The sequence below is a fragment of the Microvirga aerophila genome, assembly GCF_003332305.1.
Taxonomy (GTDB): Bacteria; Pseudomonadota; Alphaproteobacteria; order Rhizobiales; family Beijerinckiaceae; genus Microvirga; species Microvirga aerophila.
The window spans coordinates 1-16761 of sequence record NZ_QOIO01000044.1 but is presented as its reverse complement, the minus strand read 5'-3'; the positions used below and the strand labels follow the sequence as shown (position 1 = coordinate 16761).

Here is a 16761-nt window from a genome sequence, read left to right as displayed (position 1 = left end):
ATAAGTTGCCAGCAGGGGTTTATCGCCTAGCTGCAGTATCCCGGCGGCCGGCCCGCAGCAGCAGCCAGCCGCCGATCAGCATCGAGGCGCCCCAGACCAGGAAGCCGATGTCCCAGTAGATCCACTGCTCCCGCGGCACCGTTTCATTCACATGGTGAAGGCCGAGCAGGTTGTGGTTGATGAGGCCTTCGACGAGGTTGAAGATGCCAAAGCCCATTAGGAAAGTGCCCGGCAGCAGCTTCCCGGACCAGCGCACGTGGTTCTTTCGCGAGTATCGCCAGAGAATATACAGACCCAGCATCGTAAACACGTAGGTGCCGGCGTGGAAGACGCCGTCCCAGAACGTGTTGACCTTCAGGTTCTCGACGGAATGTGGCGGGTATCCAGCGCTGGTGACCAGGTGATGCCATTGCAGGAGCTGATGCAGCACGATGCCGTCGAAGAATCCACCGAGGCCAAGGCCGAACAGGATTCCGGCCGAAACCGGAAAACCGCCCTCGGTTCGTCCGTTGCCGTTGATCGTCACCCTGTGAACCTCGCAACCATGCTCGGCTTCCTGCATCAACGAGGGCAACGGTGCTTCGCGGGCGCGGTTCCTCGGCGGCAGCCCGGTGCTTCCCTCCTGGGCATGGCCATTTTTCGCCTCTTGCCGGTGGGCCGACCCTGAGTCACGTTTCGGCGTAAAGCCTAGCTGGACGGCTGAAGGCATCGGGAGCCGCCCGCCGAGAACAGGAGCCATGGGCGAGAACAGGAGCCATGGGTATGTCGACCCCGACTTCACTGCCGTTGAACGCTCGACCGCTCGTGACGGGTTTCTACGAGAAGCGAACCAACAGCGTTCAGTACGTTGTGGCGGATCCCGAGACGAGGAAATGCGCCGTCATTGATCCGGTGTTGGATTTCGACCCAAAATCCGGCGCTACTGCAACGGCCTCGGCTGACAGGTTGCTCGCTCATATCGAACGTGAGGGCTATGTCCCGGAGTGGATCCTCGACACGCATCCCCATGCCGACCACTTTTCGGCGGCTGATTATCTTAAGGAAAGGACTGGAGCACTAACTGCCATCGGCGAGAAGATCGTCGAGGTCCAGAAGCTCTGGAAAAGTATCTACAACTGGCCGGACAGCTTCCCGACCGACGGCTCTCACTGGGACAAGCTCTTCGCCGATGGCGAGCGCTTCAAGATCGGCTCCTTGGACGTGGAGGTGATGTTCACGCCCGGCCACACGCTCGCCTCCGTCACCTACGTGGTCGGCGACGCGGCCTTCATTCACGACACGATTTTCATGCCTGATGCGGGCACGGCTCGCGCCGACTTTCCCGGCGGCTCAGCCCGCGCCCTATGGCAAAGCATCCAGCGCATCATGGCCCTGCCGGACGATACGCGCCTGTTCACCGGGCACGACTACATGCCCGGCGGCCGTGAGCCGCAATGGGAGAGCACGGTTGCGCAACAGCGACGCGAGAACAAGCATCTCGTCAAGGCCCGGTCCGAGGAGGAGTTCGTGGAAATCCGCGAGGCGCGCGACCGTGAGCTGCCGATGCCCAAGCTCATCCTCCACGCGCTCCAGGTGAACATCTGCGGGGGGCGCCTACCGGAACCGGAGAGCAACGGCAAGCGCTACCTCAAGGTGCCGCTCAATGCTCTGGACGACGCCCCGTGGGGCGATGCATGAGGGGCCGACCATAGGGAAGCCCGCAAACGCTTGTCTTCGAATGGCAGGCATGTCCCTGAGCTCCGGGGGCGTGTTCACGCCGCCGTCAACGTTTTTGGACGGAACAACCTCTGCCGGGGGGCTCTCCTCGCGCTAAGCATTGTTGCAGCCGATACAGCATCCTGTCACTAAGGTCCGGGGCGCGGGGTCACACTCTTGGAATCGAGCGCGTGAAGCTGGGATAGCCCGGATCGTCGCGAACAAGGAAACGAGGCAGTATGCACGGCAGGTCTAAGCCAAGCAAAAGGCTGGACTTTCTCTCTGGTGGCAGGGAGATGGGCGCCCTCATGCGTGCGCACGACTGGTCCGCGACGCCTGTTGGCTCTCCCGAGGGGTGGCCGCAAGGCCTCAAAGCCCTCGTCGGGGTCATGCTGGGGTCGAACCAGCCCATGTTCATTGCTTGGGGGCCGGAGCGCACACTGCTCTACAACGATGCCTATGTGGAGGTCCTCGCGCGCAAGCATCCGGCCGCTCTGGGTCGTGACTTCCTCGCTGTTTGGCATGAGATTCAGTCAGACCTCCTGCCGATTGTCGCGCAGGCGTATGCGGGCGAGCCGGTCCACATGGACGACATCACCCTCGTTATGGAGCGCCGCGGCTACCCGGAGGAGACGCATTTCGCCTTTTCCTATACGCCGGTGCGTGATGAGACCGGAGAGGTGGCCGGATTCTTCTGCCCGTGCATGGAGATCACCGGACAGGTCATGGCCGAGCGGCGGCTCGCGGCCGAGACCGCCCGGCAGCGGCGCCTGTTCGAGCGGGCCCCGGGCTTCATCACGATCCTGGATGGGCCGGAGCATGTATTCGAGTTCGTCAACCAGGCGTATTCACGCCTGTTCGGCGCCCGTGACTTCGTCGGCAGGACCGTGCGCGAGGTCTTCCCGGAACTCGCCGGCCAAGGCTTCTACGAGTTGCTCGACCAAGTATACGCCACGGGAGAGCGGTTCGTCGCCCATCACATCCCTGTTCGCCTCCAGGTGACGCCCGATGCTGTCATGGAGGAGCTCTTTCTCGACTTCATCTACGAACCCATGCTCGACGAGGCCGGCAAGGTCACCGGCATCTTCTGCGAAGGCCACGACGTTACCGAGGCGCATTTAGCCCAGGCGGCCATCAACGCGAGCAACGCGCGTTATGCGAGCATGCTGGCTGCCATGAGCGAGGGGTTCATCGTTCTAGACGAGGAGTTTCGCATCACCGAGATCAATGCGGAGGGGCTGCGGCTTGACCGCCGCACGGAGAGCGAGGTCGTCGGGCGGAGCCATTGGGAAGTCTTCCCCAGCTCCATGGGCACGCCTATGGAGGCTGCCTATCGTCGTGCGATGACCGAACGAGTTCCGGTGGAGCTTGACCACCGGTACGTGGATGAGGGCAGGGGCCACGACCTCTGGCTGGCGCTGCGCATCTATCCGGTGCTGGGCGGGGTGGCTGCCTTCTACCGCGACATCAGCGCGACCAAGCACGCCGAGGCGGCGCTGCGCGCCAGCGAGGCGCAGTTCCGGACCTTCGCGCAGGCGATGCCGAACCATGTGTGGACCTCGCCTCCCAGTGGGCAGCTCGACTGGTTCAACGACCAAGTCTATGAATACGGCGGAGCCTTGCCGGGTGAGCTTGATGGGGACGGCTGGACCTACATGGTGCATCCCGACGACTTGGCCTTAGTGGGTGACCGGTGGGCCGTCTCCCTGTCGTCGGGGATCCCGTACGAGACCGAGTTTAGGCTTCGGCGTTCGGACGGGGCTTACCGCTGGCACATCGCAAGGGCGGTTCCCATCCGCGGCGACAATGGCGCCGTGGTGCGCTGGGTCGGCACCAACACGGACATCGAGGATCAGAAAACTGCCGCCGATGCACTCCGCAAGCTGAACGAGACCCTCGAGGCGCAGGTGGCCGAACGGACCGCGGACCGGGATCGGATGTGGCGGCTGTCCACCGATGTCATGCTGGTGGCGCGTTTCGATGCAACGATCATGGCGGTCAATCCGGCCTGGGCGACCCTGTTGGGCTGGCGCGAGGATGAGCTCATCGGCGCGAACTTCCTGGGCCTTGTCCACCCTGACGATCATGCCGCCACGGTGGCCGAGGCAGGGCGGCTGTCCGAGGGAATCACAACGCTTCGGTTCGAGAACCGCTACCGCCACAAGGATGGCTCCTATCGCTGGCTCTCCTGGATCGCGGTTCCGGATGAGCAGTTCATCCATGCGGTCGGGCGGGACGTGAACGCCGAAAAGGAGCAGGCCGAAGCGCTGCGGCAGGCTGAAGAGGCCTTGCGGCAGGCGCAGAAGATGGAGGCAGTGGGCCAGCTCACCGGGGGCATCGCCCATGACTTCAACAATCTTCTCGCCGGGATCGTCGGTTCCCTCGACCTGATGCAGATCCGTATGAGCCAGGGCCGGACCGAGAACATCGAGCGTTACGCCAAGGCTGCGATGAGCTCGGCCCAGCGGGCCGCGGCGCTGACCCATCGGCTCCTCGCCTTCTCGCGGCGCCAGCCACTCGACCCGAAGCCGGTCAACGTCAACCGGCTGGTCGCATCCATGGAGGACCTGCTCCGCCGCACCATCGGCCCGCTACATGCCCTGGAGATCGTCACCGCAGGCGGGCTGTGGACAACCTTGTGCGACCCCAACCAGCTCGAGAGCGCGATCCTCAACCTTGCGATCAACGCCCGAGATGCCATGCCGGACGGCGGCAAGCTCACGATTGAGACCGCGAATGCGCATCTCGACAATGCCTATGTGGCTGCCCAGCGTGACGTGACGCCCGGGCAATACGTGGCGATCTGCATCACCGATACCGGGACGGGAATGCCGCCCGAAGTGATCGCTCGCGCCTTCGAGCCGTTCTTCACGACCAAGCCCCTGGGGCAGGGAACGGGGCTCGGCCTGTCCATGGTCTATGGGTTCACCAAGCAGTCGGAGGGTCACCTCAAGATTTACTCGGAGGTGGGCCAAGGCACGACGATCAAGCTCTACCTGCCGCGCCATTGGGGCGCCGCCGAGGACGAGCTGCCCAGCGAGCCGGTCACCGAAGCTCCTCGGGCCGAGGCGGGTGAAACGGTTCTGGTCGTCGAGGACGAACCCGTGATCCGGAACCTGACCGTCGAGGTACTCCAGGGGCTCGGCTACCAAGCGCTGGAGGCAGCCGATGGTCCCTCGGGTCTCAAAATCCTGCAATCCCCCAAGAACATCGACCTTCTCGTGACCGACGTGGGGCTCCCTGGAATCAACGGGCGCCAGCTCGCCGACCAGGCGCGGGTCACGCGTCCGGACCTGAAGGTCTTGTTCATCACGGGCTATGCCGAAAACGCCACGCTGGCCAACGGCTTCCTGGAGCCGGGCATGGAGATGATCACGAAGCCGTTCGCGGTCGAGGCGCTGGCGACGAGAATCCGGGACATCATCCAGAACGGGTGAGAGCCGAGCGTACGTTTTCGATGGAGCTAGTCGGCAGAAGACCCGGCCGTAGACGCATTTCGCGCCTGTCCCCCACGCGGTCCAATGCGTGTGGCAGGCCCGGTGCGTTCGGCCGTGTGCCATTTCTCGGCCCCTATAATCCGCGACTCACAACTCCATCAGGATTGCATCCTTGAAGCTCGTTTTCTTCGATGTCGGTGGGTTTTCCTCGACCCGCTGAACGATCGACGTGGTGTCTTACTTCGCGACCCGCGCCTCACCCGCCTTGTTCACATGCCAGATCACGACATGGTAATGAGGCACCTCGACACCAGGATGGCCCTCATTGAAATAGATTGAGACATGATCATTCCGGCCTGCGAAGCCTGCCAGATCGAACTTCTTCCGGTTTCCGATATCCTCGACCGGGATCATGTAGATGGTGCTCACCCGCCTTCCTCGCCGGTCGTAAGCAAGGAAGGGGCCTGCCGGTAGCGTATCGGGCCGGACGTAGAGAACGCCCAACCCAGGCAGGAAACGTGGGATCTTCACGAGATCGCTGACCCTCTTAAAGCCACGGGGCGGCCCGAGAGGGGTCTGGGCCTCAACCGCCGAAGCCGCCAAGATTGCCAACAGGCTTGCCGCAGCTAACTGCTTTTTCATGGCCATCATCCCTCAGACTCCGGGCCGTACAGCATGGGCTTCTTCAGCGTTTCCCTCGTTGTTCACGCCATTGCAGAAATTCCTCAAACAGACGTTCCGTTTCGCTGTTTCTCCCTTCCGACGTTGCCCCTCCAGGCGTCTCGCGCGGTACCGATCCTGTGGAAGCGGCGCCTGCTTGGCGCGCCTGCCAAGTCTGAACCCAGCGCTCGGCTGGCTTGAATCTCCTCCAGTCCGGGAGAACAGCCGCGATGTTGACCTCCTGCCACCTGGGATTTCGCCGAGCCGCCTGAAACTCGGAGAGGCGAGAGAAGAAGGATTCAACGAAATTGCCGAGCAGTTGGTAGCGGGCGCTCTTCTCAGGCCAATTATAGGCAATGAGGACCGTTCCTGCGGCGATCGTCTCTACCCTCTCGCCGGCTGGAATAAGCGTTGGATAGTCCTCGTGATGCAACGCGGCGGGCAGGTAGAGTGTTGCTTGGGCCGGGAAAGGAACTTGAACAAGACGAAATCCGCCGTCGCGGGTGAGGTTCTCCACGACGGCTGACGGCTTCGAGGCTAGAACGGCAGTTGCGGCAATCCTGCCCTGGCGCATTTCTTCAATGGCCTCGTCCGGGCCCAGGTGGACCTCTGAAACCGCAACGCCAAGCGTTCTGAAGAGGTCGCGTGCGATGTTCTCAACACTACCGCCATAATCTCCGAAATTGACGGGCTTACCCGCAAGATCCGAGACCTGCCGGATCTCCTCTCGGGCAATCAGGTGAAGCTCTTCGTTGAACAGCTTGGTGATGTAGACGAGCTTGCTCTTGAGATCCCCGAGTTCTTTGCTCTCCTGCAGGCGTGAGAGCAGGTGTTCCTGTGTAATCGTCATGTCTACGCCGGGAAGCGCAAGGACATCCTGGATGTCGTGGATCCCGCCGCGGCCGACAATCGGGAGAACGCGCAACGCCAGCTCTCCACGCGGGCCAGTCTCCTGACCTCCTGCGAGGACTCTCGCGATCTCATTGACCAGCGAAAGCTGGCCCCCTTCGGAGCTTCCTGCGACTATCCCGATTGTGTTCGGGTCCCGGGCTGGTGCGGCCTGTTTGCCGGATGATGTCGATGGTGGAGTTTGCCCCATGACCGGCGGCGGGATCAGCCCAGTCAGCAGGAGCAGCACGGCGGCCAGTACCCCTGCCCAGGACGGTGATACACTACCAGGAACCATGCTGGCCTCCCGCATGGGCACCTAAACCGGTGGCGGATCAGACAGTAGCACAAGCCTTTATCTCCTTGCGCCTACACTCAAGGGTTAGCCCGGCGGATGTTGAACACAGATTCGTCGGCAAAAGCGCTTCAGCAGCCGTTTACGAGCGATGCAAGTTCAGTTTGTTGCGCATCGAACGTCGGATGATCGGTTGCCGGCACTGAGCTGAAGTAAATGAAACGTTGGCCAGCAAGGAATACCGGACGTTCCTGGAGAACAGGCATTTCCTAGTTTGACCAGAGCGGACATACAAGGAAATCAGCTCCATTCTTGAGGCTCGTGCACTGGTTTGGCGTGAGCGATCATCCGGGCATGCCAGGCAAAGGCTATTGCGTTTTGCCTCAAGCATCAGAGGGCTTGTGCTCCGGAATAGCGAGCAAACACCCTGTGTCCGGCTGGTCCGAACAGGATAACCTCGTAGGTCTCCGGCCCCATGCCCTCCATCTCCATGCCCGGCGAGTCCATCGGCATACCGGCAACAGCCAGTCCCTTGCCCACCGGCTTCTCGGCGAGGAGGCGCTTGATCGCGTCGGCCGGTACATGGCCCTCGATGACGTAGCCGCCGATCTCTGCGGTGTGGCAGGAGGCAAGATCCTGGGGCACCCCCAGGCGCACCTTCACGCGGTTGATCTCGGAGGTCTCGACCACGTCCGCGGTGAAGCCCGCCTGGCGCAGATGTTGAACCCAGCCGGTGCAGCAGCCGCAGGTCGGATCCTTGCTGACGACGATCTTCGGAAGATCCTCAGCTCGCAAGGGACGGGAATACGCAAGCAGGGCGCATGCCGCCAAACCGGTCACGAGGCTGCGCCGGGTCATATGCATGGTGTTCATCAGATCGCCTTTCCGGCAGCCGATCAGGCTGCCTCGCGCTGCGGGTGGTTGGGACAAGCATGCACCTCGACGGTCACATGCGACAGCCCTTCGATGCCGCTCAGACGCTGCTTGTAGACGTCGGGCGGCTGAGGGGTGTCCGACACGACCGAGACGATCAAGCCTGTATGACCAGGACCCAGGCGCCAGAGATGGAGGTCTGTCACGCGATCGTTCCCGACCTCGATCCTTTCACGGACCGACCTGGAAAGCTGCTGATCTGGGACCGTGTCGAGGAGAGTGGCGCCGGCCGCCCGGATCAGCCCCCATGACCATTGCGCGATCACGAGCGCGCCCACCACGCCCATCACGGGGTCGAGCCAGGTCCAGCCATAGAACCGCCCGGCAAGCAGCGCCACGATGGCAAGCACGGAGGTCAGGGCGTCGGCGAGAACGTGCAGGTAGGCGGCGCGGATGTTCATGTCGCCGCCATGATGATGCTCATGCCCATGGGCATGATGGTGTCCGTGATCATGATGGTGATGCCCATGATGATGGTCGCCGGCCAGCAGCCAGGCGCTTACAAGGTTCACGGCAAGCCCGATCACCGCCACCACCGTCGCCTCACCGAACTGGATCGGCACCGGGTTCATCAGGCGCACGAGGCTCTCGTAGCCGATTAGCAGGGCAATGAGGGCCAGGATGATCGCGCTGGAGAACGCCGCGAGCTCGCCGACCTTGCCGGTGCCGAACGAGAAACGGGGATCGTGCGCGTGCTTGCGGGCAAAGCGGTAGGCCAGCGCCGCGATGGCGAGCGCCGCAGCATGGGTCGACATGTGCCAGCCGTCGGCCATCAGCGCCATGGACCCGAAGATCGTTCCGGCGACGATCTCGGCGACCATCATGGCCGCAGTCAGACCGACCACCAGCCAGGTGCGCTGCTCGTGCCGGTCGTGGGCGTCGCCAAGGAAGACGTGGTCGTGTTGCCACTGGTGCAGGGCATCATGGTGCATCTGATCGCTCTCGTTGTCCCGACTTAGATGGGGAACCCAGCTCGTTACGGGAAGCCGCCTGTAGTTGCTCGAGTATTGGGCGGACGCCTGTTCGACGACCGTCCCAGGGGATCCTACTTGCCGTTCTTCTTCAGCCAGTCCTGCATCTCGGCGATCTCCTTTTCCTGATCGTCGATGATCTTCTGGGCCATTCGCTTCGTCTCGGGGTCCTTGGCGTGCTTCAAGGCGACCTTCGCCATCTCGACCGCCCCTTGGTGATGCGGGATCATGTGGGTGCGGAAGTCCACATCCGGGTTGCCGGTGTAGGGCACGTGCATGTTGTGCATCATCTGCATGTCCGCCGCCTTGAACTCCTTCGTGGAGGCGACATCGTTCGGCGACGGCATCATGTCCTGCATCATCTTCTGCATCGCGGCCGGGTCCATGTGGCCCATGGGCATGGCGCCGGACAGCGGCGTGCTGCCGTGGCCCTGGTGCGAAGTCTGCGCGACCGCCACGCCCGCCAGGGTGGTGAGCGCGAGAGCGGCTATGGTCTTCGTGATGGTCTTCATCGTTGTCTCCTTGGCGTGAGGGAAGGTCAGTTGTTGACGAAGCGGGCCTGCACGGCGTGACCGTCGGCCATGGTGGCCGAGACGACGACGCGGGCGCCCGACCCGAGCGGCTGGGGCAGGGCGCCGACGAGCTTGTTGGGCTCGGCCGCCTGGAGCGGGACGGTCGCCGTCCTGCCGCCGTCCTGCACGATGGCGCGGGCGTTCTTCGTGCCCGCGGACGCGAGCGGCTTGTCGTCCGACTCGGTGAGGAACAGGACGAGCTCGGAACCCTTGGCGACCATCTCGACGTGATGGCCAGAGCTGTCGACAACGGGGCCGCCGTTCGGTCCCTTGGCGACCTCATGGGCCGTCGCACCTAGGGGAGCGGCTGCGATGGCAAGGGCTAGGACGAGATGCTTCACGGTGTTTCTCCTTGATAGGGATCAGAAGGCTTCTGCCGGGGTGAGGCCGCCGGCGCGCCCCTCGCGGCTGGCCTGGATGCGTTCCAGCGGCTTCTTGCCGAAGGTCAGGAACAGGACCGGGGTGAGGAAGGTGTCGATCAGCGTCGCCGAAATCAGGCCGCCGAAGATCGTCACCGCCACGGGATGCAGGATTTCGCGTCCGGGCTCGTCCGCTCCGATCAGCAGCGGAATGAGCGCGAGGCCGGCCGACAGGGCCGTCATCAGCACCGGGGTCAGCCGTTCCAGGCTGCCGCGGATCACGAGGTCCTTGCCGAACTGCTCGCCTTCATAGAGGGCGAGGTTGATGTAATGAGAGACCTTCAGGATGCCGTTGCGGGCCGAGATGCCGGCCAGCGTGATGAAGCCGATCATCGAGGCGACCGAGAGCGGCTGGCCGGCGATGTTGAGGGCGATCACGCTGCCGATGAGCGCTAGCGGGATGTTGCCCATGATGATCAGCGCCAGCGCCGGTGACTGGTAGCGGCTGTAGAGCACGACGAACACCATCGCGAGCGACAGGAGCGACAGCGCCCCAATCCGAAGCGTCGCCTCCTCCTGCGCCTGAAAGGTGCCCTCCAGGCGGGTGACGTAGCCCTGCGGCCACTGCGTCTCCGCGGTGGCGCGTCGGATGTCGGCAATGATGGCCGTCATGTCGCGCTTGCCGTCGGTGTTCCCTAGCACCGCGATCCGGCGCTGGCCGTTCTCGCGCAGGACTTGGTTGGGTCCGTCCGTCTCCTCGACATTCGCAATCATGCGTAGCGGCACGTGGCCGGTTGGCGTGGCGATCAGCACGTTGCCGAGGCCGGTCGTGGAGCGGTCCTGATCGGACAGGCGCATCACCACGTCGAAGCGGCGGTTGCCTTCGACGATCTGCGAGACGGTGCGTCCGTTCGACATCGTCTCCAGACCTTGCGTCACCGTCGCCGGGGTGAGGCCGTAGAGGCCGGCCCTCTCGTAGTCGACGTCGATGCGCAGCTGCGGAATAAGCACCTGCTTCTCGACCTGGAGGTCGACGAGCCCTTCCACGCCCGACAGGCGTTCGCGCAGACCCTCCGCGAGGGTGCGCAACGTGTCGATGTCCTCGCCGTAGATCTTGAGCGCGATCTCGGCGCGTACGCCCGAGAGCATGTGGTCGAGGCGGTGCGAGATCGGCTGGCCCACGTTGAGCGTCGCAGGCAGGACGGCCAGACGGGCGCGGATGTCGCCCATCACCTCCTCCTTCGAGCGCTCCGACCGTTTCAGGTCGACGTCGATCTCGGAGGAGTGTACGCCCTCCGCGTGCTCGTCGAGCTCAGCCCGCCCGGTGCGACGTCCGACCGAGATCACCTCGGGCACATCCTTGATCAGAGTCTCGGCCAAAAGCCCGAGGCGGTGACTTTCCGCCAGCGCGATGCCGGGGTTGTAGGCGAGGCTGATGGTAAGCGTGCCCTCGTTGAACGGCGGCAAGAAGGCCCGCGGCAGTAGGGTCGCCCCGTAGGCGGCGAGGCCGACGCCCAGCAGGATCGTGGTGAACAGGAAACGCCGGTGGGCAAAGGCCCATCGCAGCAGGGCCGCGTTGCCGCGCTTGAGGTGCCGCACCACGAAGCTGTCGTGCTCGTGGCCCTTCACCCGTCTGGAAAGCAGGTAGTAGGCTAGCACCGGGGTGACCGTGATCGAGGTGACGAGCGAGGCCAGGATCGAGACGATGTAGGCCACGCCGAGCGGTGCGAAGAGGCGCCCCTCGATGCCGGACAGCGCGAAGAGCGGGATGAACACCAGGATGATGATCATCGTCGCGTAGACGATGCCCGAGCGCACCTCCTGGCTTGCTGCCGCGATCACCTCCAGCACCGGCCGCGGTTCCGGAAGCTCCCGGTTCTCCTTCAGCCGGCGCAGGATGTTCTCGACGTCGACCACCGCGTCGTCGACGAGCTCACCAATGGCGATGGCGAGGCCACCCAGCGTCATGGTGTTGATGGTGAGCCCGAGTGCGTTGAAGACGAGCACGGTCGCCAGGATCGAGATCGGGATCGCCGTGAGCGAGATCACGGTCGCCCGCACGTTCATCAGGAACAGGATCAGAATGATGGCGACGACAGCAGCGGCCTCCAGCAGTACCCGCTTCACGTTGTCGACCGAGGTCTCGATGAAGGTGGCCTGCCGGAACTGAAGGTTCGTGGCCGACACGCCCTGCGGTAGCGTCTTCTGGATTTCGCCTAGCGCCGCTTCGATCTTGCCGGTCAGGACGACCGTGTCGGCGCCGGGCTGCTTCTGGATCGACACGATCACCGCGGGCTTGCCCTGGAAGCCCGCATCGCCGCGCTTCACCCGCGGGGCGAAGTCGACCTGCGCCACCTGGTGCAGGAAGACTGGCTGGCCCTGCTTGTGAACCACCACCGTGTTGCGCAGGTCCTCCAGGCGCCGGGTCATGCCGACGTTGCGGATCAGGTACTCGCGCCCGTGCTGGTCGACGAAGCCGCCGCCGGTGTTGGTACCGAAGCGGGTGACGGCGGCCTCGATCTGCTCGTGCGTAACGTCGAGCGCCTGGAGGGCCGCGATGTTGGGTACGATCCGGTACTGCCGCACCTCGCCGCCGATGGGAATGACCTGGGCCACTCCCGTAATGGTGAGGAGCTGGGGCCGGATGATGAAATCCGCGATCTCGCGCACCTCCATCGGCGAGACCGTATCGCTCGTCACGGCGACCAGCATGATCTCGCCCATGATCGAGGTCACGGGACCCATCTGCGGGGTGACGCCGCGCGGGAGCTGCTCGCCCACGAGCGCCAGGCGTTCGGCCACCAATTGGCGCGAGCGGTAGATGTCCGTGCTCCAGTCGAACTCGACATAGACGATGGAGAGGCCGACGCCTGACACCGAACGCACCCGGGTCACACCCGGCATGCCGTTCATCGCAGTCTCGAGCGGGTAAGTGACGAGCTGCTCCACCTCCTGCGGCGCGAGGCCCTCCGCCTCGGTCATCAGGGTGACGGTCGGCCGGTTGAGGTCCGGGAACACGTCCACCGGCACCCGCGGCAGGATCCACGAGCCGTAGGCGACGAGCACGAGCGCCGCTGCGATGACGAAAAGCCGGTTCTTCAGGCTGCTGCTGACGAGGAAGTTGAACATCGCAGCCTCACCGAATCTGGTTGATGAGTTCGGAGCCGCGGATCACGATCCGTTCACCCTCACCGACCCCAGCCCTAATGACGAGCCGAGTCGCATCAAAGGGTTCGGTCCGCACCGGCCGGGCCTCGAAGCGCTCTGGATCCGTGTGGCGCCACACGACCGCCTCGCCGTTGGCACCGCGTACGACCGCATCCCGGGGCATGATGATGTCCCGGACGGAGGCCCCGTTCTGCGCAAACACGGTGACCGGCGAGCCGACCGACAGGTTGCCCGGCGGGTTCTCGACGGCAAACTGCACCACGGTGGCCTGCTGCTGGAGCGCCTTGCTGAACCCCTGGAAGGCGAGCTTCAGGGGGGTGCCGTCGACAGCGGTGGCGCTGGCGCCGGTGACCTTCGCGGGATCGATCTCGCCGTAGACGAGGGCCTCGACCCAGAGGCCCTTCGGGTCGACGATCTGGAAGACGATGTCCTGGGACGCCACCACTTGGCCGGCAACGACGCGGGCGGCTGCGATGGTGCCGTCGATGGGCGCGCGCAGGACCTCCGCCTCGATCCTGGTTTGGCGCACGATCTCGCGCCGGCGACGCAGGCCCTCCAGCTCGATCTCGGCGTCGGTGACCTGGCTTGGCGGGGCGACGCCCCGATTCGAGAGCTGGCGCACGCGCTTGAGCTTGGTCTCGGCGACCGCAATCTCCTGCTCGATCTCGCCGACGCGCTCGGACAATGTGGTGCGGTCCGCCTGCGGGACCGCCTGCTCGACGAGGGCCATCACGTCGCCCTTCCTAACCGCCTGACCGAGGCGCGGCAGCCCGTTTTCGGGGGCAATGATGCGGCCGCCATTGATGCTCTGCACCAAGCCGGACCGGTTTGGGTCTGCGATGACCCGTCCAATCAGGCTCACCGCCTTCTGCGCCTCCTCCGGTTTCGTCACGGTTGTCCGCACATTGAGTAGGCGCTGGCTCGGCTTAGGTACGAACACCGTGCCGTCCCGCAGGCGGCGCGGGGCGTCGCCTGCGGGCAGAGCGGCCTTCGCTGCATCGGCCCCATGGTCATGCCCCTCATGGGCAAAGGCATAAGCCGTTGAGACGACGAGCACGACCAACGCCAGGCCCGCCACCGGCACAAGCCTCCTCCGGCTCCGGGCCGCTAGGCCAAGCAGGAATCCGAGTGCGAGCGCTACGCCGGCGATCACGTAGGGAGTGGCTACCTCAATGCTGCCGAGCCGCACAGTTGGTGCGTTCTGCAAGACCTGAAGCGGTGAGCTGCGCGCCGGGGCTGGAGCTGCGGCAACGGGCTTGCCCGGCAACTGGAGGGTGCCAATCAGAAGATCGTGGCCACTAGGCGCAGTGACGGCGAAGATGAGTTCCAGTGGGCCGTCATCCGCAAATTTAGGCGATGTCACCGTGTAGGTGCCATCGGGCGCCGCCTCAGCCTGGGCTTCCTCGTCGCCGATGGTCACGGCCATCTTGGCAATCTTCACAGGTTCGTTCGAGGCGAACCGGTCCAAGTAAATGCCGAGACGGTCGCCACGCAGGACCCCAACGAGTTCGTAGGCATCCGACTGGGCAGTAACCCGCGGATGATTGGTGGTCACTGCGGCGGGCGGCGGGGCGCTGTGGTCATGCCCCTCATGGGCAACCGCCGCGGTGGCAATGGTAGCCAGTAGGCCCAGGCCGGCAAGCGTGGACTGGATGCGGCGCAGGGCGCCGTCGGAACAGGTAAACATTGGGAAGACCCCGGGTCATGAGCACGTCGTCGGGAGCGACACGGCTTCGGCCGGTCGCTCGGTTACGCGATGCTGGGGGTTCGTGGTGGGCGCTTGAGGCCGTCGAGGCTCATGCCCGTGCCGTTCTGGGATACGGGCAGGAGTGCAACCGCGATGCCTATCGGCGCGGAGATAGAGCCAGGTCCGATCGCCGTCAGGGCGATGGCGCAGAAGCTGGCACAGCAGGGCGAAGGCTTCCCGTCGGAGGCAGGATCGCCGGCCTCGGCCGTGTCCAGGGCCGCGTCGAGATGCTGGTAGGTCACACTGCCGGTGTGGTCATGCTCCGCCTGGTGGACTTGCTCGGAGGAGTGGTCATGGGCTGCGGCCTGGTGCACGTGCCCCGTCGTAGCGTTCGTTGCGCAGTCGGTCGAACCCGGGCCATGCTGATGCATGCCCGCCATGGCGCCGCCGTGGAGCACGAACGACGTCATCACCACGAGCATGAGGCTCGCGACAAGACGACGGAAGTGGTTCCAGACAGCACTCAACGAATCACTCCTTCAGGCTGGGAAACGACCTGGCAGACGCAAGGTTTCCAGGCGGTTACCTCGACGGAAGACATGGCGGATGTGAGGCGGACCGCCATGCGGACTGCTTCAATGATGAGTATGGACGAGAGCGTGCCCTTGTCCGCGGGCGATGAGCCACCGGTTGACCGGGAAGGCGAACACACCGGCGATCACGAGAGCGAAGGCAAGGCTCGCCCAGAAGAGCGGGCTCGACAGCGGCGCGTCCATGGCGCCCGGGATCACCAGCATGATGGCATTGTCCACGATCTCCATGATCGTGATCGAGGCGGTGTCCGAGGCTAAGGCGAGGCTGATCGCGGTGCCGAACACCATGCCGCTGCGCAGGAGCGGCAGCATGGTCAGGGCGTAGCCGAACAGGAAGGCGAGGGCCACCGCCAGCGCGATTGTCGCGCCGGCGCCCCAGCCCAGGGCGGTGCCGATCACCATGCCAAGCACCTCGCCGATGGCACAGCCCGTGAGGCAGTGGACGGTGGCGCTGAACGCAACGCGGTTGAGGCTCGGGGCGGGGGCCGTGGAGCCTTGGTGCTCATGATAGTCGTGATGAGAATTGTGGTGAGGAGCGTTGGTTTGCATGACGATCTCCTCACCCGAGAGGCTGTAGAACAGGCTCGGCGGGGAAGCCGGCTTCACGTAAGGTTCGCAGGAGTGCGGACTCGTAGTGTCGTGAGACGACACGAACCGTCCGTGCCATTAGATTAGCCTCGACGTGAGCGACCCCGTCTAGGGCATGCAGGGCGCTGGTCAGGGCGGCGACACAGGAGGCGCACATCATCTTTGGGATGCGAAAGAGGTTGTCGGCTTGGAAGCGGTTCATGGTCTAGCTCTTTGGTTTACACGGCAGGATCCGAGAGGAAACTAGGATCTCGCCTGCGCTTATCCGAGTGCTGGAGGCGTCGGAGTGTAGCCGGCGGCGGTAATCAAGGACTCGACCTTTGCGAGGTCTAGGGTGTTCTGGATCGAGACAAGCTTCGTTGCCGGGTCAGCCTGCACCTTGGCACCCGGGAGGCCAGCCTCGACGGCGTTTATGATCGTGCTTGCGCAGTGCCCGCAGGTCATGTCCTCAACCTTGAGGGTCACGGCGTTCGGATGGAGCACGGCGGTCGTGCTGGAATGAGGCTGGTGGGTACTGCATCCGCACATAGGATGAACTCCGATTGGCTTTGACAATGTGCAGACGGTGCGCCTTCCCATCATGGGAAGGTCAAGTGGGTTTGCGAAGGATTTTTGAACGCAGGGCGGAAACCCGCGCGGAAGCCTCGCAACGACTCCTGCTATGAGAACACTTCATACTGCCATTGGGAACTTGGAGCATCCGGATGTGGCACTGAGCTGAACCGAACCGAATGTCTGCATCAAAGGGGAACACCGGATATTCCAGGAGGGCAGGGGGTTTTCAGGGTCCGCCCTGCATGGGGGTCTCCTCATCCAGAGCTCAGGAAATGTTCCGTGTTAAAGCATCGGACGGTTAAACAGACGCATATCCGGCTGCCTTGAGGTAGTTCCAGCACTCCTGAGGCTCGAACAAGT

15 protein-coding genes are annotated in these 16761 nt (G+C 64.0%); 2 read left to right on the top strand and 13 right to left on the bottom strand.

Annotated features, from left to right (window positions below; genetic code table 11):
* Window positions 1-19: 19 nt before the first annotated feature.
* Window positions 20-562 carry a DUF2243 domain-containing protein gene (locus tag DRB19_RS20830; RefSeq protein WP_114187952.1) on the bottom strand — a complete coding sequence of 181 codons (543 nt, stop codon included), beginning with the start codon at window positions 560-562 and terminating at the stop codon, window positions 20-22.
* 200 nt (window positions 563-762) lie between these two features.
* Between DRB19_RS20830 and DRB19_RS20825 the strand changes: the two genes are divergently transcribed.
* Both DRB19_RS20825 and DRB19_RS20820 read left to right on the top strand, forming a co-directional pair.
* Window positions 763-1677 carry an MBL fold metallo-hydrolase gene (locus tag DRB19_RS20825; RefSeq protein WP_114187951.1) on the top strand — a complete coding sequence of 305 codons (915 nt, stop codon included), beginning with the start codon at window positions 763-765 and terminating at the stop codon, window positions 1675-1677.
* Window positions 1678-2003: 326 nt separating this feature from the next.
* Window positions 2004-5132 carry a PAS domain S-box protein gene (locus tag DRB19_RS20820; protein ID WP_114187993.1) on the top strand — a complete coding sequence of 1043 codons (3129 nt, stop codon included), beginning with the start codon at window positions 2004-2006 and terminating at the stop codon, window positions 5130-5132.
* 237 nt (window positions 5133-5369) lie between these two features.
* Here DRB19_RS20820 and DRB19_RS20815 read toward each other — a convergent pair whose 3' ends face one another.
* From DRB19_RS20815 to DRB19_RS20760, 12 genes are all read right to left on the bottom strand, one after another.
* Complete coding sequence (locus tag DRB19_RS20815) at window positions 5370-5774, bottom strand: DUF5602 domain-containing protein (RefSeq protein ID WP_114187992.1); 405 nt, start codon at window positions 5772-5774, stop codon at window positions 5370-5372.
* A gap of 43 nt (window positions 5775-5817) precedes the next feature.
* The gene (locus DRB19_RS20810; RefSeq protein ID WP_162815787.1) at window positions 5818-6978 is read right to left on the bottom strand and encodes a TAXI family TRAP transporter solute-binding subunit; all 1161 of its coding nucleotides are present in this window, start codon (window positions 6976-6978) and stop codon (window positions 5818-5820) included.
* Window positions 6979-7365: 387 nt separating this feature from the next.
* Window positions 7366-7851, bottom strand: a complete 486-nt coding sequence (locus tag DRB19_RS20805; protein ID WP_373867376.1) for a DUF411 domain-containing protein — start codon at window positions 7849-7851, stop codon at window positions 7366-7368.
* A gap of 20 nt (window positions 7852-7871) precedes the next feature.
* On the bottom strand, window positions 7872-8840 hold the full coding sequence (gene dmeF / locus DRB19_RS20800) for a CDF family Co(II)/Ni(II) efflux transporter DmeF (protein WP_114187949.1): 969 nt from the start codon (window positions 8838-8840) through the stop codon (window positions 7872-7874).
* A gap of 113 nt (window positions 8841-8953) precedes the next feature.
* Window positions 8954-9391 (bottom strand): CopM family metallochaperone, encoded by a 438-nt coding sequence (gene copM / locus DRB19_RS20795; RefSeq protein ID WP_174799981.1) that lies wholly within the window; start codon window positions 9389-9391, stop codon window positions 8954-8956.
* 26 nt (window positions 9392-9417) lie between these two features.
* On the bottom strand, window positions 9418-9792 hold the full coding sequence (locus DRB19_RS20790) for a hypothetical protein (protein ID WP_114187948.1): 375 nt from the start codon (window positions 9790-9792) through the stop codon (window positions 9418-9420).
* Window positions 9793-9813: 21 nt separating this feature from the next.
* A complete protein-coding gene (locus DRB19_RS20785) occupies window positions 9814-12939 on the bottom strand; it encodes an efflux RND transporter permease subunit (RefSeq protein ID WP_114187947.1) in 3126 nt (1041 codons plus the stop codon).
* A 7-nt stretch (window positions 12940-12946) separates the two neighbouring features.
* Window positions 12947-14665 (bottom strand): efflux RND transporter periplasmic adaptor subunit, encoded by a 1719-nt coding sequence (locus tag DRB19_RS20780; protein WP_114187946.1) that lies wholly within the window; start codon window positions 14663-14665, stop codon window positions 12947-12949.
* A 62-nt stretch (window positions 14666-14727) separates the two neighbouring features.
* Complete coding sequence (locus DRB19_RS20775) at window positions 14728-15192, bottom strand: hypothetical protein (protein ID WP_147021860.1); 465 nt, start codon at window positions 15190-15192, stop codon at window positions 14728-14730.
* 108 nt (window positions 15193-15300) lie between these two features.
* Window positions 15301-15807 (bottom strand): DUF4396 domain-containing protein, encoded by a 507-nt coding sequence (locus DRB19_RS20770; protein WP_114187944.1) that lies wholly within the window; start codon window positions 15805-15807, stop codon window positions 15301-15303.
* 10 nt (window positions 15808-15817) lie between these two features.
* Entirely contained in the window at window positions 15818-16048 is a 231-nt protein-coding gene (locus tag DRB19_RS20765; RefSeq protein WP_114187943.1) for a heavy-metal-associated domain-containing protein, read from the bottom strand.
* Between the two features lie 59 nt (window positions 16049-16107).
* A complete protein-coding gene (locus DRB19_RS20760; RefSeq protein WP_114187942.1) occupies window positions 16108-16374 on the bottom strand; it encodes a heavy-metal-associated domain-containing protein in 267 nt (88 codons plus the stop codon).
* Between the last annotated feature and the right edge of the window lie 387 nt (window positions 16375-16761).

Bases quoted from the DNA above. Each gene is read 5' to 3' on its own strand.
- DRB19_RS20820 (WP_114187993.1), top strand. From the start codon at position 2,004: ATGCGTGCGCACGACTGGTCCGCGACGCCTGTTGGCTCTCCCGAGGGG.
- DRB19_RS20765 (WP_114187943.1), bottom strand. From the start codon at position 16,048: ATGAACCGCTTCCAAGCCGACAACCTCTTTCGCATCCCAAAGATGATG.
- DRB19_RS20780 (WP_114187946.1), bottom strand. From the start codon at position 14,665: ATGTTTACCTGTTCCGACGGCGCCCTGCGCCGCATCCAGTCCACGCTT.
- DRB19_RS20825 (WP_114187951.1), top strand. From the start codon at position 763: ATGTCGACCCCGACTTCACTGCCGTTGAACGCTCGACCGCTCGTGACG.
- dmeF (WP_114187949.1), bottom strand. From the start codon at position 8,840: ATGCACCATGATGCCCTGCACCAGTGGCAACACGACCACGTCTTCCTT.
- DRB19_RS20830 (WP_114187952.1), bottom strand. From the start codon at position 562: ATGCAGGAAGCCGAGCATGGTTGCGAGGTTCACAGGGTGACGATCAAC.
- DRB19_RS20760 (WP_114187942.1), bottom strand. From the start codon at position 16,374: ATGTGCGGATGCAGTACCCACCAGCCTCATTCCAGCACGACCGCCGTG.
- DRB19_RS20815 (WP_114187992.1), bottom strand. From the start codon at position 5,774: ATGAAAAAGCAGTTAGCTGCGGCAAGCCTGTTGGCAATCTTGGCGGCT.
- DRB19_RS20770 (WP_114187944.1), bottom strand. From the start codon at position 15,807: ATGCAAACCAACGCTCCTCACCACAATTCTCATCACGACTATCATGAG.
- copM (WP_174799981.1), bottom strand. From the start codon at position 9,391: ATGAAGACCATCACGAAGACCATAGCCGCTCTCGCGCTCACCACCCTG.
- DRB19_RS20810 (WP_162815787.1), bottom strand. From the start codon at position 6,978: ATGGTTCCTGGTAGTGTATCACCGTCCTGGGCAGGGGTACTGGCCGCC.
- DRB19_RS20785 (WP_114187947.1), bottom strand. From the start codon at position 12,939: ATGTTCAACTTCCTCGTCAGCAGCAGCCTGAAGAACCGGCTTTTCGTC.